The following is a 21,280-nucleotide window of genomic DNA, read 5'->3' on the forward strand; positions in this document are numbered from 1 at the left end:
CCTGATGGTGTGCTCGATAGTTCGCCGCCGTCACACGAAGAACTCGTCGTCCTGGTCGACGACGACGCCCGGCCGGTCGGAACCCTGCCCAAGGCGGCCGTACATCACCGGTCGACCCCGCTTCACCTGGGTTTCTCCTGTTACCTGTTCGATCGCCGCGGACGGGTCCTGCTGACCCGACGAGCATTGACAAAACCCACCTGGCCCGGCGTGTGGACGAACTCGTGCTGCGGCCATCCACTGCCCGACGAACCGCTGCCGGAGGCGGTGCGGCGCCGCGCCCGTCATGAGTTGGGGTTGCACATCGACCACGTGCAGTGCGTGCTGCCGCGCTTTCGCTATCGCGCCATCGCAACCGACGGCACCGTCGAAAACGAACTGTGTCCTGTGTTTTGCGCCCGCGCGCACGGAGCGGTGCAGCCGGCGGCCGACGAGGTGATGGACTGGCGCTGGGTCTTGTGGTCCGAGTTGCGCGCGGCGGCCGAGCTCTCCTGGCCGCTGAGCCCGTGGGCCGCCGCCCAGGTTCCCCTGCTGGACGACGCCGACATTGGGCGCTGGGGCCAAGGCAGCGGGTAAACGCACACGGGTTTCGGGATACGAAATGTCGGTCATCCTCGCGTACGGCTCCCCGTCGCTGGGTCACCTGTTCCCGTTGTGCGCACTGCTGTCGGAACTGGTCGCGCGCGGCCACCAGGTTCACCTTCGGACAATGGCAGCCGGGGTCGCCGAGGCGCGGCGGATTGGCGTCAAGGCGCACGCCGTTGACCCGCGCATCGAGGCAATCGTGGGACGGGATTGGACCACACGCAATGCGCTCGACGTGTTGCAGATGTCGATCGACGTTTTCTGTCGGCGCGCAGCGCTCGAGGTCGACGACGTGCGCGTGGCGGTCGAGCTGGTGCGCCCGGACGTGGTGATCGTGGACGCCAACTGCTGGGGCGCGATGTCGTTCGCTGACGCGAAAAACCTTCCCTGGGCTGTCTTTTCGCCTTTCACACCGTTCCTTCGCTCGCCCGGCGTGCCACCGTTCGGTCCAGGCTTGCGGCCATGGCCCGGCATGCTGGGCCGTGTCCGCGACGCCGCCGTGCGCCCTGTGGTGGCGCACGTGTTCGACCGCCGGATCCTGCCGCGGATCAACGCCATCCGCACGCGGCTGGGCGCGCCGCCGGTCCGGTCGGTCGACAAGTTTCTGCGTCGGGCACCGCTGCTGCTGGCCGTCGGTGGCGAGCCGCTGGAATACCCGCACCCCGGCTGGGGCGACACCGTGCATCTGATCGGCGCGTGCGCGTTCGAGCCGGCACCGCCGGCCGCTCCGGCGTGGCTGTCACGAATCGAACAGCCCCTTGTGTTGGTTTCCACATCGTCGATCCGGCAGGCCGATACCGTGCTGGCAAGGACCGCCCTAGAGGCGTTGGCCGGTGAACCGGTCCATGTGGTCGCCACCTTCCCGGCCGGCATACCCGAGGGCTTGCCGAAAACACCGAACGCCACCGTGTGCCGATTCGTCTCCCACCGCGCGGTGCTCGCCCGGGCCGTCTGCGCGATCACCCACGGCGGGATGGGAACCACCCAGAAGGCGCTCGACTGCGGCGTTCCGGTGTGCGTCGTGCCGTTCGCGCGCGATCAGGCCGAGGTGGCCCGACGTGTCGAAATGGCAGGATGCGGAACCCGCTTGCCGGCGAAAAAGCTGACCGCGCCGCGGCTGCGGGCCAGCATGTACAAGGCGATGACGATGACCGACGGGGCGCGGCGGGTGGCCGCCGGTTTCGCCGCCACGGGCGGCGTCGCCCGCGGCGCCGATCTCATCGAGAGCCGTCTGCTCAGCCAGCCGGTCACCGCGCAGTAGCTCGACCGACGGCTCCGGGCCGGATGACGGTCAGCACTTGGCGCGCCGCGACACTCGGCGCGTGTCCGCGGCACGGGCGAATACCAGCCAGGACACGCCGGCCGCTGAGAATGCCAGCAACTGCAGGCTCCAGGTCGCGTCGGCCGGGTAGAGCACTCCTTCGACGTAATGGTCGATGAATCCGCCCGGGCCCAGCCGACGCATCTGCGCCTTCTCGCGGGCCACATTCTCCAGCCACGTCAACGGGCACGGGGCGGCCCATCTGACCACGGCCACCCCCCATAGCACGGCCGCCAGGTGCAGCCAGATGGTGCGCGGCCAGCGCAACGCCAAAAATCCTCCGCTCGGCACGTAGACCAGGTAGGCGAAATGGGCAGCGGCCGCAAAGACGACGACGGCGCGGTGCAGAAATCTCATGGGGTTGCCCGGGTCAGCGTGGTCCTCGACTCAACTGTGACACGTTCGCCAGCTCGCGCGCAGCGCTACCGCCTCGCCGCGGGAACGGGTTCATCCGGCCGCCTCCAGCCGGGCCGCGGTCGGCTCCCGAGATAAACGATGCACAATCGATGCATGTGGTCGACATCGGAAACCGCCTGCCCCGACAGCCGTGAGGCAACTCGGCTTAGAAGCTGCGGCCCGGCAGCCACCTGCGCCGCAGCCGGGCCGGAGGGCGCGCGTTGAACACCGTTGACGAACGAATGCTCGCGTTACCCACTTTGGGGTGCGCGCACAGCGACGGCCACGCCGGCTTCGAGACCTGGCGCGCCGGCGTCCGCGACACCGTGCTGGCGTCGGTGGCCGGTTTCGTCGCCACCCGCTGCGCGGTCGACCTGCGCGGGCCAGGTGCCGACATTGCCGCCGGGATAGTGCAGGGATTTTTCGATGGCGGCAAGTGCGTGCGCTCGACCTTTGCCTTGCTGGGCTGGCTGTGTGGGGCCGACGCCGACGCCGCGGCGCTGCGGGCGGCCGCCAGCTTCGAGCTGCTGCACGCCTTCGCGCTGCTGCAAGACGACGTGATGGACGATTCGCCAGTGCGCCGCGGCCGGGCCTCGGCGCACGTGCAATTCGCCCGGTGGCATCGTGACCGCGGGTTATCCGGGTCGTCGCGTCGGTTCGGGGAGTCGGCTGCGATGCTGCTCGGCGATCTGTGCCTGGTATGGGCCGAGCAGATGCTGCGGGGAAGCGGACTGGCTCTCGATGCGCTCGACCGCGCTTGGCCGCGCTACGACACCATGCGGACCGAGCTCGCGGTCGGGCAGCTCGGCGACATCGTCAACGACGCGGCGAGCCTGCCCAGCCTGGTCGAGGTGCTCGACGTCGCGCGCCGCAAGTCAGGCAACTACACGGTGCGCTGGCCGCTGGAAATCGGGGCCGTCCTGGCCGGCTGCGATGACGATGTGCTCACGCTGCTAAGCGGCTACGGTGAGGCGGTGGGAGAGGCCTTTCAGATGCGAGACGACCTGCTCGGTATCTATGGCTCGCCGCGGGTTACCGGTAAGCCCGCGGGCGCCGATCTGTTGGAGCGCAAGGCCACCACCGTCGTGGCGGCCGCCTATCAGCTGGCGGACAACGGGTTACGGCGCCGGTTGTCGGAATTGATGGGCTCTGATGAGCTTGACCAGAGCGGCGTCGACCAGTGGCGCACACTGATCGCGGCCACCGGCGCAGTGGAGTTGATCGAGCAGATGATCGCTGAGCGGGTCGCCGCCGCGCTGGAATTGCTCGGCAGCGACCGGATCGACCACTCCGTGCGCGACGCGTTGGCCAACATGGCCGTGGCATGCTCGCAGCGGGCGGCATGATGCGCACGGTCGCGGGCGCAACGGACCACGTCGTGGTGGTGGGAGCTGGTCTGGCCGGGCTGTCGGCCGCTCTCCATCTCGCCGGTCGGGGCCGTGCGGTAACCCTGGTCGAACGCGCCGACGTTCCCGGCGGCCGGGCGGGCCGCAAAGACATCGACGGCTACCGCCTCGACACCGGACCGACGGTGCTGACCATGCCGGAGGTCATCGACGATGTATTCGCGGCCGTGGGCGAGTCCACGGCCGACCGGCTGGAGCTGCGCCCGGTACGTCCCGCTTACCGGGCGGTCTTCGCCGACGGCGCACGCCTGGACGTGCACTGTGATGCTGCCGCGATGACCGCCGAGATCGAGCGGTTCGCCGGCCCGGATCAGGCCCGCGGCTACCGGCGGTTGCGGGACTGGCTCACCCGGCTGTATCGAGTCGAGTTCGACAGCTTTATCGCCGCGAACTTCGACTCGCCGTTGTCGCTGGTCACCCCGCAGCTGGCACGACTGGCCGCGATCGGGGGCTTCCGTCGCTGGGACACGATGGTGCGCCGGTTCATCACCGACGAGCGACTGCGGCGCATATTCACCTTTCAGGCCCTCTACGCCGGGGTGCCTCCGCAGCGTGCGCTGGCGGTGTATGCCGTCATCGCCTACATGGACACCGTCGCCGGGGTGTACTTTCCGCGCGGCGGAGTGCGGGCGTTGCCGGACGCGCTGGCCGCGGCGGCGGCGAATGCCGGCGTCGAATTCCGTTACGGTGCAACAGCATGCGCCTTGGAACGCCGTGCGGGACGGGTGGTTGCGCTGCGCACCGATACCGGTGAGCGGATCGGGTGCGACGCGCTGGTGCTGACCACCGAACTACCCGACACCTACCGGCTGCTGGGTCGAATGCCACGGCGCCTGCTGGCGCTGCGGCCCGCGCCGTCGGCGGTTGTCGCGCATGTCGGATGCCGCGCAGCGAAGCCGGAAACCGCCCTGCACACAATCCTTTTCGGCCACGCTTGGGAACAGACATTTCGAGACATCATCGACGACGGCCACCCGATGACCGACCCCTCGCTGCTGGTCAGCCGGCTTAGCGCCGGAGATCCCGCCTTGGCCCCGGCCGGCCGCGACCTGCTCTACATCCTGGCGCCGGCCCCCAACACCGCCGTCGGGACGGTCGATTGGGACGCCACCCGGCGGGCCTACACCGACGGGCTGATCGCCACCGTGACCGATCGGCTGCCCCAACTTGGGGCCGACGCGGAAGTGCTCCACGTCATGACTCCCGCCGATTGGGCGCGCGAAGGGATGGCTGCGGGCACCCCGTTCGCGCTGGCGCACACATTCACCCAGACCGGACCGTTCCGTCCGGCCAACACCGTGCGCGGCGTCGAGAACGTCGTGCTGGCGGGATCGTCGACCGTGCCCGGCGTGGGTGTGCCCACCGCGCTGCTGTCCGGGCGGCTGGCCGCTGACCGGATCACCGGGGCGGCCACCCGGCCCACCGGTGCCCGCATCCCGGGCCGGCCGCGATGATCGGTTCCGAACTCGACGCCGCCGGTGTGCGCGACCCCGCGCTGCGGGCCGCGTATCGGCACTGCCGCCACCTCAACGCGCGCTATGGCCGCACCTTCTTCCTGGCGACCAGGCTGCTGGCCCCCGATCAGCGGCCCGCGGTGCACGCGCTGTACGGGTTTGCCCGGCAGGCCGACGACATCCTCGACGATTTCGACCCGGGCCTGAGCACCACCGAGCGCGCCCGGCGACTGCAGTCTCTGGCCGCTCGGTTGTCCGACCGGCTCAAAGACGGCCACCGGATCGGAGACGACCCGGCGTTGACGGCGGTGGTGCATACCGCCCGCGCCTACGCAATCCCGTGGCAGCTGTTCGACGATTTCCTGGCCTCGATGCGGATGGATCTCACCGTTACCGACTATCCCGACCGGGAAGCGCTGGATCGCTACGTGCACGGCTCGGCCGAGGTGATCGGGCTGCAGCTGCTGCCGGTCCTCGGCACCGTCGCTCCGCGCGAAGAAGCCGCCCCCTACGCTGCAGCGCTGGGAAAAGCGTTTCAGCTCACCAACTTTCTGCGTGACATCGATGAGGATCTGCAGCGGGGGCGGATCTATCTGCCCGCCGACGAGCTGGCCGCCCACCAGGTCGACCGCGACGTGCTCATGTGGTGCCACACCCACCGGCGCACCGACCCCAAAGTGCGGGCGGCGCTGGTCGAGCAGCAGGCGCTCACCCGAAAGGTTTACGACTATGCCCGCCGCGGCATCGCGATGCTGCAGCCGCGATCGCGCCCCTGTGTGGCGGTGGCCCTGACGTTGTACTCGGAGATACTGAAACGCATCGAAGACATCGACTTCGCCGTGTTCAGCCGGCGCGCTACCGTCGGCACCGCGCGCCGGCTGCGGGTGGCCGGCGTGGGCTTGCTGCAGGCCTGGGCGGCGCGGCCGCGCGGGGGTCAAGACTAACCATGGACCGCTGGCAATATGTCGTCGTGCTGGGCTGCTGCCTGGCCCTCACCGCGCCGCTGGAGATATTCGGCGCCGGCGTGTACCGGCAGCCCCGGCGGATGCTGGCCGCGGTGCTGCCGGTCGCGGCCGCGTTCGTGGCGTGGGATCTGGCGGCCATCGCCGCCCATGTGTGGACCTACAGCCCGCGTTTCACCACGGGCGTTGTGCTGCCCGGGCGCATTCCGATCGAGGAGGTGTTGTTCTTCGTCGTCATCCCGCTGTGCGGCCTACTTACCTACAACGCGGTCGGCGCGATCCTGGGCCGGCTGCGCCGAATCCGGACCAGATCAGCGCGGCGGTCATGAGCGGCCTGGGATACACGCTGCCCGCTGTCGCATCGGTGGCCGCGGTGTGTGCGCTGGAGTTCGCGGCGCTGCACACCGGATTGTTTCGCCGGCCGGCGTATTGGATTTCGCTGGCGATCGTGCTGGGCTTTCAGATTCCGGTGGACGGCTGGCTGACCAAGCGCAGCGCCCCGATCGTCAGCTACGACGAGCGACAGACCAGCGGCATCAGGTTTGTCTTCGATATTCCGGTCGAGGACTTCATTTTTGGCTTCGCGCTGGTGACCGCGGTGCTGCTGCTGTGGGAACACCAGCGGCGGCGCGACCGGCAGGACGCCTCGTGACCTGCCGGTTCCGCAAGCTGGCGCATGCCGACGTGCCGGCTGCATTCGACACCTCCGCCACGGTGTACGACAAACTTGTCGCGGCCAGTCCGGGCTATCACGAGCAGCTGCGCATATCGGTGCGCCGCATGCGCTTACCCGACGATGGCCGGGGACTGCGGGTGCTCGACGCCGGCTGCGGGACGGGGGCATCCACCGCCGCCCTGCTGGCGGTCGCCCCGCACGCCCGGATCGTCGCGGTCGACGCGTCGGCGGGCATGTTGGCGCAGGCAGCTGGCAAGCCGTGGCCGGCCACAGTGCGGTTCGTGCTCGGCCGTGTCGAAGATCCCGGCGCGGCCGGCATCGAGGGCCCATTCGACGCCATTTTCGCCGCCTACCTGCTGCGCAACCTGGCCGACCCGGACGTCGGGCTACGCGCATTGCGTGGGCTGCTGCGGCCCGGTGGATTGTTGGCGGTGCACGAATACTCGGTGCGCGACTCACCGCTCGCCACAGCGGCATGGAACCTGTTGTGTTGGGCCGTGGTCATCCCCGCGGGCCGGCTGGCCAGTGGAGACGGAAGTCTGTACCGCTACCTGCGGCGCAGCGTCAACGACTTCGACGGCGCGACTTCCTTTCAGAAAAGGCTGCGCGACAACGGCTTCAGTGCGGTACGCAGCAAAACCATGCCGGGCTGGCAACGGCACATGGTGCACACATTTCTCGCGGAGGCGCCGCGATGACTGATCGGCGCCGTGTCACGCATCCCGCGCCAGCGGGCGTGGCCGATGCGTCCGCCTTGCCCAGACGGCCCCGAGCCGTGGTCGTCGGCGCGGGCATCGCGGGCCTGGCCGCGGCCACCGGCTTGGCCGAGCGCGGGGTTACGGTCGACGTCATCGAGCGACAACCCTATCTGGGCGGACGTGTGGGCGGGTGGACCGAAACACTCCAGGACGGCACCCCGGTGGCGATGAACCGCGGCTTCCACGCGTTCTTTCGCCAGTACTACAACCTGCGAAACCTGTTGCGCCGCATCGATCGTGGGCTGGGCATGTTGCAACCGTTAGCGGACTACCCGCTGGTCGACGCGCACGGCCGATGCGACACGTTCCGCGGCCTGCCCAAAACTCCGCCGTTGAACGCGCTGGCGTTCGCGCTGCGCAGTCCGACGTTTCGGCTGCGCGACCTGGCCCGGCTCAACGCACGGGCCGCGGCGCCGCTGGCGGCGGTGTCGGTGCCCGACATCTACCGGCTCCTTGACCACATCGACGCCCAAACGTTTCTGGGTGAGATCAATTTTCCCGACGCCGCCCAACATCTGGCTTTCGAGGTGTTCTCCCGCAGCTTCTTCGCCGAACCCGCCGCGCTGTCGGCCGCCGAACTCGCCACGATGTTTCACATCTACTTCCTGGGTTCCAGCGAGGGCATTGTCTTCGATGTGGCGAACGCCAATTTCGATGCGGCGCTGTGGAACCCGCTGCGATCCTATCTTGAGGACCGGGGTGTGCGTTTCCACACCGGAGTGTCGGTGACCGCGGTAGAGCCCGGTTCACGATTCGTCATTCATTGCGATTGTGCGGCCGACATGCAGGCCGACGGTGTGGTGCTGGGCGCCGACGTCAGCGGACTGCGCCAGATCGTCAGCAATTCTGCGGGATTGGGCACCGACGATTGGCGGCGACGCATCGCCGCGCTGCGCACGGCGCCGCCGTTCGTGGTTCAGCGACTGTGGCTCGACCGGCCGGTGCACGCCGGGCGGGCGGCTTTCCTCGGCACCGGGGGGGCGCCCGCCGCTGGACAACGTCAGCGTGCTGGAACGCTACGAACACCAAGCCGCGACGTGGGTTACCCGCACCGGCGGTTCGGTCGTCGAACTGCACTCGTACGCGGTAACCAGCCCGCTGGACGGCCTGACCGGGCAGATGCTGAGCCGGCTGCACGAGCTGTACCCGGAGACCGGGTCCGCGCGCTGTGTCGGCCAACGCGTGCTGTGCGCCAACGACTGCCCGCGATTTGCCCCCGGTGATTTTGCCCGGCGCCCGGGGGGTTGTCACGCCCCATCCGGGCCTGGCGCTGGCCGGCGACGGTATCCGGATCGACGTGCCGGTCGCGCTGATGGAGCGGGCCGCGACGACGGGCTGGGCTGCGGCGAACCGGCTGCTCACGCATTTCGGTCTGGCGGGCCACCCGCTGCAGACCGTGCCGACCGCGGGTCGCTCGGCGGCGCTGCGCTGGCTTGCCCGGCGGGCGGGGCGGCGCCGATGAGCATCTTCGACGGCCTGAAGTTGTGGTGGTCGAAAACCTCGCCGCTGCAGCCGTTGCCCGCCACCCGATGGGCGGCGCAGCAACCCACGGTCGCCGACGCACAACCGGCCGTCATCGACGGCGCGGTGCGCCGGTCACAGCGGCGGCCCAGCGGCAACTGGTATGTGGTTGCCGCCAGCGCCGAGATTGGCCGTCGCCCGTTCGGGACGACCGTCGGCGGCCGCGAAATCGTCGCCTGGCGTGGCGCCGGTGGCGAACTCCACGCCGGCCCCGGCACATGTCCGCATCTGGGCGCCGATTTGTCCACCGGCACGGTCGACTGCGGTGTCCTGATCTGTCCGTGGCACGGCCTTCGCCTCGACGGCGCGCCACGGCCCGGCTGGACGCCGTGCCCGGCGTACGACGACGGGGTGCTGGCCTGGGTGCGCCTTGATGACCTCGGCGGTGAGCCGCCGAGCGAATGTCCGGTGGTACCCGATCGCCCGGTCACGGCCCACCTGCATGCCGTGGCTCGTCTGGTTGGCCGGTGCGAACCGCGCGACATTCTCGCCAATCGCTTCGACCCCTGGCACGGCGCCTGGCTGCACCCGTACTCCTTTAGCCGGCTGCGCGTGCTGAGCGCGCCCGCGCCCGGCGCCGACCTGTCCGACGAATGCGATCGCTTCCTGGTTGCGGTGACGTTTCGGATGGGCCGGTTCGGGGTGCCCGTGGTCGCCGAATTCACCAGTCCCGAGCGGCGAACCGTCGTGATGCGCATCGTCGACGGCGAAGGCGCTGGCAGCGTAGTCGAAACCCACGCTACTCCAATGGGTTTGGGTTCAGACGGTGTACCCCGCACTTTGGTGCTGGAAGCCGTCGTCGCGCACTCCGACCGGCCCGGCTTCGCCCACGCGTTGCGGATCGCGCCACTGCTCACCCCGCTGATGCGGCGCGCCGCGGCGCGGCTATGGCGCGACGATATCGCCTACGCCGAACGCCGCTACCGGCTACGTACCCGTCTCACCTGACACCGGCCCGAGTGCCCGGCTAAACCGTCACGACCCGTTGCTGTGGGATGCGGCCGCGCGCGCAGTCACTTTTCGGAATATTTGACGAAACCGGTTGCGGTGCAAGGGCAGACTGAGATACCAGTAGACGCGTCCGGCAATACCGCGCGGATAGAAGATCGCGCGTTGCTCATAGTGGCTTCCGGATCCGGTAGCCTCGCGCACGCGCATCTCGAGCCAGGCCTGGCCCGGCCTTCGGGCATGGGTGCGCACAAGCAGCAACTCGCCGGGTTTGTGCTTTTCCAGCCGCCACCGATGTTGAACCGCCGTGTCATTGACCGATTTCCAAAGCTCGGCGGGGGTGGCAGGTGTCCAGGCCGAACGGCTGGCCCGGTAAGCGACCTCACCCGCCCATTTCGGATCGCTGGGCAACGGCGCCGATGGCGCACCGTCGGATGCGGCGGAGCCCCAAGAGGATTCGACCTTCGCCTGGGTGGTGCGAAGCAGTGCCAGCCTGACCGCATCGCGGTAACCGGTAAGACCCGCCGACGGCGGTGCGATCACGGTGTCGATGTCGTGATCAGCCATGACAGCATCGCAGTGCAACGACTCCACCAGCGGCCGGGCCAGCCCCGCCGGGATCGGCGTCACCAGGCCGACCCACCAGCTGGCGATCGTCGGCGTCAGGAATGGCAATACGACGATGACACGCCGCCGCAGTCCGGCCACCTCGGCGTAGACCTGCATCATCTCGCCGTACTCCAGCACATCGGGTCCGCCGATGTCCCAGGTTCGCGACGTCGGCACTTGCGCCTCGGCGGCCTCGACCAAGTAGTGCATGACGTCGCGGATCGCGATCGGCTGAATCTTGTTGTGCACCCATTTGGGTGTCGTCATCACCGGCAGCCGGTCGGTCAGGTGTCTGATCATCTCGAACGAGGCGGAGCCGGAGCCGATGATCACCCCGGCCTGCAGCACTAGAGTCTGGATTCCCGAGCTGAGCAGAATCTCGCCGACCGTGGTCCGCGACTCAAGGTGCGCGGACAGCCGCGTGCCTGCGGGATGCAGCCCACTGAGGTAAATCAGCCTGCGAACGTTGGCGCTACGGGCGGCAGCGACCACATTCATCGCCGCGCGGCGCTCTTCCGCGGCGAAATCGGCGCTGGAACCCATCGAATGGACCAGGTAATAAACGACGTCGACACCGGTGAATGCGGCGGGCAGGGTTTCGGCGGCGCTGAGGTCAGCACAGACCACCTCAGCGCTTTCCCGCCAGGGAACTTCGGCCAGCTTTCCCGGGTTTCGGGCCAGTACCCGCACCTCATAACCTCGGCCGAGAAGCCTCGGCACCAGACGAGCACCGACGTAGCCCGTCGCCCCGGTTACCAAGCAGCGCATTTCATCCTCGTCGTTTCGCGTCAGTCCGCGTCGTGTCCGAGCTGGTGAGCCAGCGCCAGCTGCACCGTGGGGTGACGGAACCGGTGACCGAGCTCTCGCAGCCTGGTCGGCAGCACCCGCTGGTCGGCTTCGGCAAGTTCACGAGCGCCTTGCTGGCCCAACAGGATTCGCGGTGCCAGGGATGGAACGGGCAAGACGGCGGGTCGGTGCAGCACGCGCGCAAGGGCTTTCGTGTAGTCGCTGTTGCGCACCGGTGCCGGACTGACCGCATTGACGGGTCCGCTCAGCCGGGTATCGTAGAGCGCCCGGTAGTAGATGTCGGTCAGATCGTCCAGGCCGATCCACGACAGCCACTGGCGGCCGCTGCCGAGCCGCCCGCCCGCACCGGCAAAAAACAACGGGCGCAACAACTTCAGGGTGCCGCCGCGGGCGGCCTGGACGATCCCGGTGCGCACCGACACCACCCGCACACCCGCGTCGGCGGCGGGCGCCGTCGCGGCTTCCCAGTCGGCGACCAGATCGGCGAGAAAACCGGTGCCGCGCGCACTGTCCTCACCCAATGGCGTATCGCCCCGGTCGTATCCGTAGTAGCCGATGGCCGAAGCGCTGACGAATACCGACGGGCCGTTTTTCGCGGTCGCAGCCGCTTCGGCCAGCCGCCGGGTGGGCCCGATGCGGCTGTCGCGGATGGCCGCCTTGTGCCGATCGGTGAACCGCCCCGCGATCGATGCGCCGGCCAGGTGAACGACCGCGTCCACCCCGCGCAGCAGGCCCTCGGCCGGGGCGGCCGGATCCCACTCGCGTTCGTCTGCTGACGTCGCCGGTCGACGGACCAGCCGAATCACCCGGTGCCCGCCGGTGGTGAGAAACGCGGTCAACGCCGAGCCGACCAGACCGGACGCCCCGGTGAGCGCCACGACGAGCGGCCTCGTCACATGCCCGGCGGCGTCGCGGTGTGCGGCCAGGTCGTCGGCGAGCTGACGATGCCGATACACGAAGGTGGACTTGAGCGCCGCACCCGGCACCGGGGTGTCGACCCGGTCGCGCACCAGGGTGGTGCCATCGCCGGCGTCGCTGAACTCATGTGTGTGCCGCCACCAACCGATCAACCGCGGCGGCCAGGACCGTGGCCCCGCCGACGAGATCACGTCGACGAACTTGCGCGGCGGCTCGAACTCGTCGGCGCAGTGTTGCGCCACCCACTGCACCCCGCCGGGTAGCCCCAGCACAGCGCACCCCTCGGCGAGGGACTCGGCTTCGGCCAAGATCGTCATCGGCTGCCAGGGCGGGATCAGCCGGGCCATCGCGCCCGGCCGGGTATGCCAGGCGAAGACATCGCTCTGCGGGTGCTCGACGACGCTTTCGTACTCGATGCCCATGGCTGACTTCCCAAGGTCCAGAGGCCGGGCCCTCAGCGCAATAGCGTTGCGGGCGTTAACGATTGAGCCACCAAATCCGGGTTGACAGCAGCGTCGCGAACGCGCACCACAGTGGGTAGGCGGTTAGCGCAATCCCGGCCGGCTGATTTGCTTCACCGACACGTCGGACCAGGTCCGAGCTGCTGAGTGTCAACACGGCGGCGGCGGCCGCCGACGCACCCAGCTTGCGGTGTCTGAAGAACAGCCAACTCCACCCCGCGTTGAGGGCGAGGTTCGCGGCCAGCGCGGCAGCCAATTTTCGGGCCTGTGGCCCGCGGTTTTGGGCCTGCAAGCGGTCGATCGCGGCGGCGGAGCTGACCGCGATATCGCCGTAGAGCGTGGTCCACGCCAGCGGGAACACGTAGTTTGGCGGAACGTAGCGTGGTTTGCGCAATCGCGCGTACCACTGCCCGGAGCCGCGTCGGCTGGCGATGCTGCCCAGGCCCGAGGCGGTGGCCACCGCGAGGGCGGTGCCGGTCAATGTTGTTTTGTTCAACGCAACTGTCCTTTCACTGCGTGGCGGGTGTCGCGCCGCTTCGGGCGGTTTTGAACTGCGCGGCGGCTTCCATGTGGTCGACGATGCGCGGCGGATAGTCAGGGGCTGACGCGGGCAGTTGCCACGGTATGTGGATGTCAGGGCCGCAGATATCGGCCAGCTCGGGGACCCAGCGCCGCACGTACTCACCGTCGGGGTCGTAGCGTTGGGCCTGCCGTATCGGGTTCAGCACCCGGTTGGGTCGGGTGTCGGTGCCGGTTCCGGCCACCCACTGCCAGTTGAGTTGGTTGTTGGCCACGTCCGCGTCGACCAGCAGCCTCATGAAGTGAGCGGCGCCGAGTCGCCAATCGAGGTAGAGGGTTTTGGTCAGAAAGCTTGCGGTGATCAGACGCGCGCGATTGTGCATCCAGCCTTCGGCAGCCAGCTGCCGCATCCCGGCGTCGACGATGGGATAGCCGGTGCGTCCATCCCGCCAGGCGTCGAACCACCGCCCATTGTGCTGCCACCGGTCGTGGTGGGTTCGGTAGTCGAGGCGGGCCGCCTCCGGCCGGGCGGCGAGGACTTGGTGATGGAAGTCGCGCCAGGCTAACTGGCGGACAAAGGATTTCCGTCCCTCGCTGGATTGCGTTGTCCGGTGCGCGATTTCGGCAGGCGACAGGCACCCGAAGTGCAGGTACGGCGAAAGGCGTGAGGTCGCGTCGGCAGCCAGGTCGTCGTGGCGGCTGTCATAGCGGTCGACCCCGGTGTCCAGCCAGCGGCTCAGCAGCTGTCGCCCGGTACTCTCCCCGCCCGTGGCCAGCCGCGGCGAGGCGGCACCCGGGCACAGCTCGCCGGCGCGGGGAATGGGCTCGCCGCGGCAGTGCGGAACGGTCAGCGTCGTCGGGGCCCGCAACGCTTTGCGGCCCGGGGTGGCGAGCCAGCGCCGGTAGTAGGGCGTGAACACCGCGAAGTGATCGCCGCCGCTCGGCACGATGCTGCCCGGCTCGGCCACCGTGATCGAGCCGGCGTGGACGTGCAGAGCGCAGCCACGCCCGGCAAGCGCGCGGCGCAATCGCTGTTCGCGGCGCCGGCTGTAGGCACTGACGTCGGCGGCGACGTGGACGTCGGTGATCGACAACTCCTCGACGACGCGCAGCACTTCGTCGACGAACCGTCCGCGCCGCACGATCAAGCGGCCACCTCGGCGGCGCAGTTCGTCGTCGAGGTCGGTGAGCGCGTCAACCAGGAAGGCGGCCTTGTTGGGCGTGACATAGTCGCTGGTCAGAATCGCTTCGTCGAGGACGAACAGCGGCACGACCGCGCCGCCGCGACGATGGGCGGCGCTCAGCACGGGGTTGTCGTGCACCCGCAGGTCCCTGGTAAACAGGGCCATCGTCACCGTCATGGCTTCGCATCCTTCGCGCGCTAGCCGCCGTCAGCTCGAACGCGGCAGCGGTCGGGCTGGGCCGCGCGGCACTGCGGCGCCGGGCGGGCACACTTAGCGAATCTACCCGTCGCTGCGCCCCAGCTAAACCGATTTTGCATCATTTGTGCATCGTTAGCTCTGGTACGGGATGATCCCGACCAGGCAGTGGGGCATCCGCTGGCAGTACTACCAGCCGTACAGCGGTGCCGCGGCCGCGACCGACGCCAACAGCGCCGACATCACCGCGATCGCGAACGCCGAAAGCAGCGCATCCCCGGGCCGTGGCGCTCTTACAGCTGGCGAGGCAGCTGCGCAGCGGTCGCCGTGAGCACCACCCCACGGGCCCGACGATCTCGTCCTGGAAAGCCCGAACCGGATGGGCCGAAGCAACCATGGCGCAAATGCGTTTGTGACGTGACGGTCATGTCAGCCTGATTGCGAGGCGGTGTCGGCAGTGGCGAACCAGTATTGGATGAACGGTTCCATAGCCCGGCTGACAAGCTCAATACGCGGTCCGGCCGGGCCTTTGCAGTACGCCCACAGAAGTTCCCCGGACCCATCCGGGTTGAATGCCTTCACCTCGTATCGCATGCCGGTCGCCTCGAGTGTCGCAAGATCTGACTCCACGTCGTCGGACCAGTAGCCGAGATGATGCACGCCCGAATCCGCAGGGACCCAGATCGTTCCGGGAACTGTCTGCAGTAGCTCCACCCGAGGTTCTCTCCCCGAGTACGCCATTCGCATGGGAATGGTGATCTCACCGTCCGGCGTCTGGGCGACCTGGTCGACCTCGACCACGTCGGTCCACCGGTAGCCGGCAACTTTGATGAACCAGTCCAAGGTTTCATCGAAGTCGTCGACCACGATGCCGGTGTGGTAGAGGTCCTCGGGCTTCATTCGCTGTCCGTATCGGTGGTGGTCTTCTTGATTTCCTGCTCCAGCCATTGCGTCTCGCTGAAGTTCTCCCGTCCGGAGGCGGCTAGGAGCTGTTCGAGGGCAGCACGCTTCACCCGTAATGCGCCGAGGTCACTGGGTGAGTGGCCAAGGACGATATCGGTCAGGTGCAGCGCCTGCAGGGCACGTCCCTGTTCGACGTGAGTATGGGCACGCTCGGTGAGAGCGGCGACACCGCCGGCGAGATCGACGATGTCGGGCCATACCGCCGACGGCGGTACGTCGTAGAGCTCGGTGGTCGACTCGTACCGAAACCAGCCGACGTGTTCTTCCCAGATTGCCCGCACGATCCATGGCACCTTGCCGTGCACCTGGGGTAGCGCAAGATCGGCCGGCAGCCTGATTTCATGCATCAGGGTCCACAGGTCGGTGCCCGCGTTCATCCCCTCGATGGTCCGGTCGCGCAGATAAGCCGTGGCGTCTCGGACTGTGGTCATCGTGTGCCGTATCTCGTCGGCACCGCGAAAGACATCGTGACCGTTGATGAGCGTCTCGGGCCCGAGTGCGATTACCCGGTCCACCGAGTGGATGAATGCCATCGCGCTGCGGATCTTGTCCCCGCGCAAGGTGTACAGATTTGGCACATGACCGAAGAACGGTCCCATCAGGTTACCGATGAAGGCGGTCCGGTGCTCAGGCATCCAGACGACAAGGGCGTCGGTGGTCTCACCGCCCGGGGTGGAGTAAAGCTCGAACCGGCGGCCTGCGAGCTCGAACGCATGGCTGTCGATGAACGTGGTGGTGAGCGCTGGTTCCGGCGGTAGTTTCAGCGACGTCGCATCGACATCCACGAATGCGCCCCACAGCCTCATGATGCGCCGCGAGTAAAACGGGTGCAGGCGCCGCCAGTACTCCCGGACATCGGCGTGGTTCGCCTGAGCGATGGTCTCAACACCGGGCCCGTGGAAGGTGCTCCACCCACCCACATGGTCCGGATGGCCCTGGGTGAAGACGATGACTCGAAGCGGCCCGCTGCTCACCCGGTCAAAACGCGCCTTGATTCGGGCGGCTTCGAAGTCGGTGCCGGTGTTGATCAGCACGTCGCCATCGGCCGTCGTCACCAGGTAGCTGTTGGCGATGTTTCTGGACATAAATATGCCGTCGCCAACATCGACGGCGTCCTGATCGCCCTCGCCTTGTTTCACCAGCGAGTCCAGCGATTGCACCAGCAGTCGACCTCCCATGCCGCGTCCGCTGCCTAACCTAACATTTGTTCTCTACGATCGTATAGTCTCTGGTCGCATGGCGACCTTGCGAAGCACCCAGAACACTCCGGAAGTCGAGCACCTGGTCGCCCGCGCGTGCGAGCGCGCCGGCCTCGACGACTTCGGTAGTGATTCGTGGCGCGAGGGTCTGACGCTTCTGGTGCAGACCGTCGAATCCGCGCCCGGTGTGACCGCCGGGGGACGCGACTACGTCTACGGCCGGTTCGTCGACGCCCTGTGGAACCGACTGCGCGTCGTCGATTACCTCAAGCGGCATCCCGAGGTCGGTGCGGAACGCATCGAACGTCCGCTGGTGGTTCTTGGCCTGCCGCGGACCGGTACATCGTTGGCGAGCTATCTGCTAGATCAGGACCCCAACCGGCGGTCGCTATTGACGTGGGAAGCGGAGAACTCCGTCCCGCCAGCACCGCCTGAAACATTACGCACCGATCCGCGCTGCCTGAAGAAGAAGGCCGAGCTGGAAATGATGGCTGAAGGGTTGAAGGCGGCGAACATCCCGATGGTGCACTGGGATGAGGCCGACGGGCCCACCGAGTGCGTGTTCGTGCAAAGCCAGGATTTCAAGGCCTACCTGTGGGAAGCTTTCATGCCGACCAGCGCCTACGCGGACTGGCTGCTCGAGGCCGACATGACGAGTACCTATGCCTACGAGCGATCGGTGTTGCAAATGCTGCAGTCGCGGGCGCCGGGTGTGTGGTCGCTCAAGATGCCATCCCACGCCGTGCACATCGAAACGCTGCTGTCGACGTTCCCTGATGTGCGCATCGTCTGGGCTCACCGCGATCCGTTCAAGGCCACCGCATCCTTCCTGCGGTTGAACTATCTGTCGCGCGCAGTGCTAGGTGCTGACATCGACGTTGACGACGTGGTGTCCAACGTGCTTCGCCAGTTGCACGCACACGTCGCCCGACCGCTGCAAGCGCGCCGGCGCATCGGCGACGAACGGTTCTTTGATTTGCACTACGCCGCGCTTATGCGCGATCCGATCGGCGTGATGCGTTCGCTGTACGAGTGGGCGGGCGACGAGCTCACCGCGTCTACCGAGGCCGCCATGCTCACGTGGCTGCAACGACACCCGCAGGACCGCTTTGGCGTTCAGCCCTATTCGCTTGACGGCTCCGGCGTCACCATTGCCGATCTGGAACCGGTCTTCGATCAATACCTTTCGGCGTTCGACATCGAAATGGAAGGAACCTCGTGAGGGCGGCTGTTACGACGGAGGCCCACGGATTCGAGATCGTCGAACTACCCGATCCGGCACCGGGTCCCGATGAGTTGGTGATCCGGGTTGCGGCATGCGGTGTCTGCGGCTCGGACGTCAAAGCGCAGCCGTTCATGCCTGCGGGCATCGTCATGGGCCATGAATTGGGTGGCGAGATCGTCTCCGTGGGATCGGAGGCCGGCAACTGGCGCAAGGGCACCAATGTTGCTGTGCTGCCGGTTGTTTGCTGTGGCGCCTGCAGCTACTGCGTGGCCGGCGCAGTCGCGCACTGCGCTCAGACCCGTTACATCGGCATGGGGTCCGATCGGGGCGGGTTCGCCGAGCTCGCTGTCGTCCCCGCGCGGCATGCGTTCGCCCTGCCCGACGATTTGACCGGCGCTTGCGCGGCCTTGGTTGAGCCGTTCGCGGTCGGGCTGCACGGCGTCCACACGGCTGAGATCCGGCCCGGTGACGAAGTGCTGGTTGTCGGCGCGGGTGGTGTTGGTCTTACCACGATCGCCTGGTTGTCGGCGAAAGGAGCCGCGCGGATCACGGCCGCCGACCCCGACCCCGAGCGCCGTAAGTTGGCCAGCGTCATGGGCGCAACCGATGTGGTGGGCTCGGTCACCGAGTGCACCGCCGGTGCGTATGACGCGTCGATCGAGTGTGTCGGGCGTCCCGAACTTCTCCAGGCATGCCAGACGGTCGTGCGCCCGCTTGGCCGCATCGTTGTCTCGGGGGCCTGCGCCGAGGCGGTGCCGATCGAACCCGTCACCGCGCTGCTCAAGGAGCTCACAATCCGGTTCTCTGTCTGCTACCGGCCTGACGAGTTCCGCGAGGTGATCGCCGCCTTCAGTCGTGGAGACATCGAGCCGGCCCGCATGATGGGGCCGCAATTCGGCCTGGACCGAATCGCCGACGCCTTCGATCTCGTCCGCAACGCCGGTGTGCATGGACGTGTTCTCGTCACTGCCGACCCAAACCTCCAGCGGCACAGTAGTATTCGGCGTGCGCGCTAGCGCTCCCGCAGCGCGAGTCAGCCCGCCGCCCGGATTCGTGTGTGTTCGGCGGCGACGCCGGTAATTACGGCATGCAGGTACCCCTCGAGTTGCTTGGCGTCGTCAAGCCGGGCCAGACCGTTGGCCAACCGGAAGAGAAATCCGCCGAGGAATGTGACCACAGCGAATGCCTGCTCCTTGATCAGCTCTCGATCGGCGACCGCACCGGCGGGCTGCACTTGAGCCACCGCTTCTTCGCTAATCGCGACGAATCGATCCATGAGGCCCTGGAACACCGCACCCAGTTCCGGATCGCGCGCCGCGATCATCAGCAGCTCAAAACGCGCACGCGCACGTGATCGTTCGGGTTCGACCGCGGTCCTCATTGCCTGCTCGGCCAGTCGAGACAGAAGAGAGTCGACTCGATCGCCGCCGGAGGCACCGATCGCGCTCATCGCGGCGGTGAAGTCCTCCACGTCGAGCTGCACCACCCGGTCAGTAGCCCCGCGCAGCAGAGCAGCTCTTGTCTGGAAGTAAAACGACGTCGTCCCGTCGGCGACCCCTGCGCGCCGGTCAACGCGCAGGTGGGTCAGTCCCCGCGCCCCATCCTCGGCCAACAACTCGATCGCGGCATCGCACAGATCACGGCGCCGCTGCTCAGCATCTGGCTTTCTCCTCATCGCCGTGACGGCAGTCTAACGAGTCAACTCGTGCCCGATTGGGCACAGGACCCTTGTGCTTCGACGGGCCGCCACAAACACGCGGAGGTCATGAGGTCGGGCCGATCGCAGCCGTGGCTGCTGCGTCGCGAGCGAACCCGGGCACGCCTCGGAGCCGCGTTAGTCCGGGATGATCCCGACCAGGCAGTGCGGCATCCGCTGGCAGTAGTACCAGCCGTAGAGCGGTGCCGCGGCCGCGACCGACGCGAACAGCGCCGACATCACCGCGATCGCTAACGCCGAAAGCAGCGGCCGGTCCTGCACCATCGCCAACATCAACCCCGCGACGGTGCAGACCACGACGTAGACCAAGACCACGAATACCGCGGGAGTCTTGTCGATCGAGTGATACCACCAATAGAAAAGGCCCAACCCGATCGGTGCCGCGACGACCCACACCGCGCCGACGAGCAAGGCGAGCTTCCACCACTTCACGAAGTGGTACCGGCCAGGCACGATGACCGGCTGGACCGGCGCCGGTAGGGGCTCAGACCCCGGTGCCCCGGCTGTCGAAACCGGATCGGGCGCCGCGTGCCGCCCACGGCCCGCCTGGCCCGCGACGGATTCCAGCGGCTGAGAAATCGGGCCGGTGTCAAAGGTCGGCGTGTATGGCTCGGTCTTCGGCTGCGATTCGTCGTCAGGCACTGGAACCCACCTGGATCGCGACGAGCAGACCGAACCACCCCGGCGCCAGCGCGAGGGTGAACGCCCCGAGGGCGGTCACCCAGCGATGCCTGGACAACAGGATCAGCAACAGCCCCAGCGCACCGGGCACTCCGACCACCAACGCGATCACCACGTCCGGGCGCACCCGGGCATGGACACCCACAGTGGCCGCCGCTGCGGCCAGCAACCCCGTTGCGGTGCCGGCCAACATGGCGCTGGCGAGCAGCCAGGCACGTGGAAGCGGAATCACGCCTTACGACCTTACTGCCGCAGCCGTCGGCTAGCGCGTCACTTCCCCGGCGCGCCTTGCGGGTACCGGACACGCGTCGGCGGCTTGCGCGACGACCGGGCCGCGCGACGGCGGGCGTTCGCCGCGCTCGTAGTCGATGCCGGTGATCACCGGCGCGGCGCCCAGCAACGCGTTCTCGGTGTCGCTGAAGGCGCGTCCGCGGCTCAAAAACCGCATCCCCTCCGGTGCTTCCAGGCTGAACCCGCCGCCGCGGCCCGGCACCACGTCGATGACGAGCTGGGTGTGCTTCCACGTCTCGAACTGGGGACCCGAGATCCACACCGGCACCCCGTCGCCGGCCCCGTTTTTTATGTCAAGTACGCCCAACAGGACGTCGCGGTCGCCGACCAGGAAGTCCCCGTCCGGATAGCACATCGGCGACGACCCGTCGCAACAGCCGCCGGACTGGTGGAACATGACCGGGCCGTGGCGCTCCTGCAGCTGGCGCAGCAGCTGCGCGGCGGCGGCGGTGATCACCACCCGGGGCGGTGCCGCGTTCATCAC

At 67.8% G+C, this 21,280-nt stretch carries 23 protein-coding genes and 1 pseudogene; 13 read left to right on the top strand and 11 right to left on the bottom strand.

Annotated elements, in window-relative coordinates:
• The first annotated feature begins 9 nt into the window (after positions 1 to 9).
• Entirely contained in the window at positions 10 to 576 is a 567-nt protein-coding gene (gene idi / locus MHEC_RS21265; RefSeq protein WP_048889542.1) for an isopentenyl-diphosphate Delta-isomerase, read from the top strand.
• 25 nt (positions 577 to 601) lie between these two features.
• Positions 602 to 1,846, top strand: coding sequence for a glycosyltransferase (locus tag MHEC_RS21270; RefSeq protein WP_048889541.1), 1,245 nt, complete (start codon positions 602 to 604; stop codon positions 1,844 to 1,846).
• 30 nt (positions 1,847 to 1,876) lie between these two features.
• Here the strand turns inward: MHEC_RS21270 and MHEC_RS21275 are convergent, their stop codons facing one another.
• The gene (locus MHEC_RS21275) at positions 1,877 to 2,263 is read right to left on the bottom strand and encodes a DUF2784 domain-containing protein (protein ID WP_048889540.1); all 387 of its coding nucleotides are present in this window, start codon (positions 2,261 to 2,263) and stop codon (positions 1,877 to 1,879) included.
• Between the two features lie 281 nt (positions 2,264 to 2,544).
• Between MHEC_RS21275 and MHEC_RS21280 the strand changes: the two genes are divergently transcribed.
• The 8 genes and pseudogenes from MHEC_RS21280 to MHEC_RS21315 all read left to right on the top strand — a co-directional run bounded on the left by MHEC_RS21280 (position 2,545) and on the right by MHEC_RS21315 (position 10,027).
• Complete coding sequence (locus tag MHEC_RS21280; protein ID WP_048889539.1) at positions 2,545 to 3,648, top strand: polyprenyl synthetase family protein; 1,104 nt, start codon at positions 2,545 to 2,547, stop codon at positions 3,646 to 3,648.
• On the top strand, positions 3,648 to 5,162 hold the full coding sequence (gene crtI, locus MHEC_RS21285; protein WP_048889667.1) for a phytoene desaturase family protein: 1,515 nt from the start codon (positions 3,648 to 3,650) through the stop codon (positions 5,160 to 5,162). Before MHEC_RS21280 ends, crtI begins: the two co-directional genes overlap by 1 nt.
• Positions 5,159 to 6,106: a phytoene/squalene synthase family protein gene (locus tag MHEC_RS21290; RefSeq protein WP_048889538.1), complete on the top strand. Its 948-nt coding sequence runs from the start codon at positions 5,159 to 5,161 to the stop codon at positions 6,104 to 6,106. The genes crtI and MHEC_RS21290 overlap by 4 nt, the downstream gene beginning before the upstream one ends.
• Positions 6,107 to 6,108: 2 nt before the next feature.
• Positions 6,109 to 6,453: a lycopene cyclase domain-containing protein gene (locus MHEC_RS21295; protein ID WP_048889537.1), complete on the top strand. Its 345-nt coding sequence runs from the start codon at positions 6,109 to 6,111 to the stop codon at positions 6,451 to 6,453.
• Complete coding sequence (locus MHEC_RS21300; protein WP_048889536.1) at positions 6,450 to 6,776, top strand: lycopene cyclase domain-containing protein; 327 nt, start codon at positions 6,450 to 6,452, stop codon at positions 6,774 to 6,776. The genes MHEC_RS21295 and MHEC_RS21300 overlap by 4 nt, the downstream gene beginning before the upstream one ends.
• Positions 6,773 to 7,498 (top strand): class I SAM-dependent methyltransferase, encoded by a 726-nt coding sequence (locus tag MHEC_RS21305; RefSeq protein WP_082169453.1) that lies wholly within the window; start codon positions 6,773 to 6,775, stop codon positions 7,496 to 7,498. The genes MHEC_RS21300 and MHEC_RS21305 overlap by 4 nt, the downstream gene beginning before the upstream one ends.
• Positions 7,495 to 9,020: pseudogene (locus tag MHEC_RS21310) on the top strand (FAD-dependent oxidoreductase). The gene MHEC_RS21305 and the pseudogene MHEC_RS21310 overlap by 4 nt, the downstream one beginning before the upstream one ends.
• Positions 9,017 to 10,027: a DUF5914 domain-containing protein gene (locus MHEC_RS21315; RefSeq protein ID WP_048889534.1), complete on the top strand. Its 1,011-nt coding sequence runs from the start codon at positions 9,017 to 9,019 to the stop codon at positions 10,025 to 10,027. The pseudogene MHEC_RS21310 and the gene MHEC_RS21315 overlap by 4 nt, the downstream one beginning before the upstream one ends.
• A 27-nt stretch (positions 10,028 to 10,054) precedes the next feature.
• Here the strand turns inward: MHEC_RS21315 and MHEC_RS21320 are convergent, their stop codons facing one another.
• From MHEC_RS21320 to MHEC_RS21335, 4 genes are read right to left on the bottom strand one after another with little or no spacing between them, the layout of a single operon-like run.
• On the bottom strand, positions 10,055 to 11,404 hold the full coding sequence (locus MHEC_RS21320; RefSeq protein ID WP_048889533.1) for a DUF2867 domain-containing protein: 1,350 nt from the start codon (positions 11,402 to 11,404) through the stop codon (positions 10,055 to 10,057).
• Positions 11,405 to 11,424: 20 nt separating this feature from the next.
• Positions 11,425 to 12,783: a TIGR01777 family oxidoreductase gene (locus tag MHEC_RS21325; RefSeq protein ID WP_048889532.1), complete on the bottom strand. Its 1,359-nt coding sequence runs from the start codon at positions 12,781 to 12,783 to the stop codon at positions 11,425 to 11,427.
• 55 nt (positions 12,784 to 12,838) lie between these two features.
• Positions 12,839 to 13,318, bottom strand: coding sequence for a TspO/MBR family protein (locus MHEC_RS21330; protein ID WP_048889531.1), 480 nt, complete (start codon positions 13,316 to 13,318; stop codon positions 12,839 to 12,841).
• 13 nt (positions 13,319 to 13,331) lie between these two features.
• Entirely contained in the window at positions 13,332 to 14,702 is a 1,371-nt protein-coding gene (locus MHEC_RS21335) for a cryptochrome/photolyase family protein (protein ID WP_048889530.1), read from the bottom strand.
• A 169-nt stretch (positions 14,703 to 14,871) separates the two neighbouring features.
• Between MHEC_RS21335 and MHEC_RS21340 the strand changes: the two genes are divergently transcribed.
• Positions 14,872 to 15,051: a hypothetical protein gene (locus MHEC_RS21340; RefSeq protein WP_048889529.1), complete on the top strand. Its 180-nt coding sequence runs from the start codon at positions 14,872 to 14,874 to the stop codon at positions 15,049 to 15,051.
• Between the two features lie 98 nt (positions 15,052 to 15,149).
• On the opposite strand, the gene MHEC_RS21345 is transcribed toward MHEC_RS21340, so the two are convergent.
• A complete protein-coding gene (locus MHEC_RS21345; protein WP_048889528.1) occupies positions 15,150 to 15,620 on the bottom strand; it encodes a VOC family protein in 471 nt (156 codons plus the stop codon).
• On the bottom strand, positions 15,617 to 16,861 hold the full coding sequence (locus MHEC_RS21350) for an alkyl sulfatase dimerization domain-containing protein (protein ID WP_048889527.1): 1,245 nt from the start codon (positions 16,859 to 16,861) through the stop codon (positions 15,617 to 15,619). Before MHEC_RS21350 ends, MHEC_RS21345 begins: the two co-directional genes overlap by 4 nt.
• A gap of 58 nt (positions 16,862 to 16,919) precedes the next feature.
• On the opposite strand from MHEC_RS21350, the gene MHEC_RS21355 reads away from it, so the two are divergent.
• Positions 16,920 to 18,104, top strand: a complete 1,185-nt coding sequence (locus MHEC_RS21355) for a sulfotransferase family protein (protein WP_048889526.1) — start codon at positions 16,920 to 16,922, stop codon at positions 18,102 to 18,104.
• The gene (locus MHEC_RS21360; protein WP_048889525.1) at positions 18,101 to 19,123 is read left to right on the top strand and encodes a zinc-dependent alcohol dehydrogenase; all 1,023 of its coding nucleotides are present in this window, start codon (positions 18,101 to 18,103) and stop codon (positions 19,121 to 19,123) included. The genes MHEC_RS21355 and MHEC_RS21360 overlap by 4 nt, the downstream gene beginning before the upstream one ends.
• Before the next feature lie 17 nt (positions 19,124 to 19,140).
• Here MHEC_RS21360 and MHEC_RS21365 read toward each other — a convergent pair whose 3' ends face one another.
• From MHEC_RS21365 to MHEC_RS21380, 4 genes are all read right to left on the bottom strand, one after another.
• Entirely contained in the window at positions 19,141 to 19,782 is a 642-nt protein-coding gene (locus MHEC_RS21365) for a TetR/AcrR family transcriptional regulator (RefSeq protein ID WP_048889524.1), read from the bottom strand.
• 159 nt (positions 19,783 to 19,941) lie between these two features.
• Entirely contained in the window at positions 19,942 to 20,466 is a 525-nt protein-coding gene (locus MHEC_RS21370; RefSeq protein ID WP_048889523.1) for a hypothetical protein, read from the bottom strand.
• Positions 20,459 to 20,737 carry a putative holin gene (locus MHEC_RS21375; RefSeq protein WP_048889522.1) on the bottom strand — a complete coding sequence of 93 codons (279 nt, stop codon included), beginning with the start codon at positions 20,735 to 20,737 and terminating at the stop codon, positions 20,459 to 20,461. Before MHEC_RS21375 ends, MHEC_RS21370 begins: the two co-directional genes overlap by 8 nt.
• Before the next feature lie 30 nt (positions 20,738 to 20,767).
• A complete protein-coding gene (locus MHEC_RS21380) occupies positions 20,768 to 21,277 on the bottom strand; it encodes a DUF779 domain-containing protein (protein ID WP_048889521.1) in 510 nt (169 codons plus the stop codon).
• Positions 21,278 to 21,280: the final 3 nt, after the last annotated feature.

It is taken from the genome of Mycobacterium heckeshornense (genome assembly GCF_016592155.1).
Lineage (GTDB): Bacteria > Actinomycetota > Actinomycetes > Mycobacteriales > Mycobacteriaceae > Mycobacterium > Mycobacterium heckeshornense.

Excerpts from the sequence above, each read along its gene's own strand:
- MHEC_RS21320 (WP_048889533.1), bottom strand. The coding sequence starts at position 11,404 with ATGCGCTGCTTGGTAACCGGGGCGACGGGCTACGTCGGTGCTCGTCTG.
- MHEC_RS21365 (WP_048889524.1), bottom strand. The coding sequence starts at position 19,782 with ATGAGGAGAAAGCCAGATGCTGAGCAGCGGCGCCGTGATCTGTGCGAT.
- MHEC_RS21380 (WP_048889521.1), bottom strand. The coding sequence starts at position 21,277 with ATGAACGCGGCACCGCCCCGGGTGGTGATCACCGCCGCCGCCGCGCAG.
- MHEC_RS21315 (WP_048889534.1), top strand. The coding sequence starts at position 9,017 with ATGAGCATCTTCGACGGCCTGAAGTTGTGGTGGTCGAAAACCTCGCCG.
- crtI (WP_048889667.1), top strand. The coding sequence starts at position 3,648 with ATGCGCACGGTCGCGGGCGCAACGGACCACGTCGTGGTGGTGGGAGCT.
- MHEC_RS21295 (WP_048889537.1), top strand. The coding sequence starts at position 6,109 with ATGGACCGCTGGCAATATGTCGTCGTGCTGGGCTGCTGCCTGGCCCTC.
- MHEC_RS21325 (WP_048889532.1), bottom strand. The coding sequence starts at position 12,783 with ATGGGCATCGAGTACGAAAGCGTCGTCGAGCACCCGCAGAGCGATGTC.
- MHEC_RS21280 (WP_048889539.1), top strand. The coding sequence starts at position 2,545 with ATGCTCGCGTTACCCACTTTGGGGTGCGCGCACAGCGACGGCCACGCC.
- MHEC_RS21300 (WP_048889536.1), top strand. The coding sequence starts at position 6,450 with ATGAGCGGCCTGGGATACACGCTGCCCGCTGTCGCATCGGTGGCCGCG.
- MHEC_RS21335 (WP_048889530.1), bottom strand. The coding sequence starts at position 14,702 with ATGACGGTGACGATGGCCCTGTTTACCAGGGACCTGCGGGTGCACGAC.
- MHEC_RS21275 (WP_048889540.1), bottom strand. The coding sequence starts at position 2,263 with ATGAGATTTCTGCACCGCGCCGTCGTCGTCTTTGCGGCCGCTGCCCAT.
- MHEC_RS21290 (WP_048889538.1), top strand. The coding sequence starts at position 5,159 with ATGATCGGTTCCGAACTCGACGCCGCCGGTGTGCGCGACCCCGCGCTG.
- MHEC_RS21350 (WP_048889527.1), bottom strand. The coding sequence starts at position 16,861 with ATGGGAGGTCGACTGCTGGTGCAATCGCTGGACTCGCTGGTGAAACAA.
- MHEC_RS21340 (WP_048889529.1), top strand. The coding sequence starts at position 14,872 with ATGATCCCGACCAGGCAGTGGGGCATCCGCTGGCAGTACTACCAGCCG.
- MHEC_RS21270 (WP_048889541.1), top strand. The coding sequence starts at position 602 with ATGTCGGTCATCCTCGCGTACGGCTCCCCGTCGCTGGGTCACCTGTTC.
- MHEC_RS21355 (WP_048889526.1), top strand. The coding sequence starts at position 16,920 with ATGGCGACCTTGCGAAGCACCCAGAACACTCCGGAAGTCGAGCACCTG.
- MHEC_RS21345 (WP_048889528.1), bottom strand. The coding sequence starts at position 15,620 with ATGAAGCCCGAGGACCTCTACCACACCGGCATCGTGGTCGACGACTTC.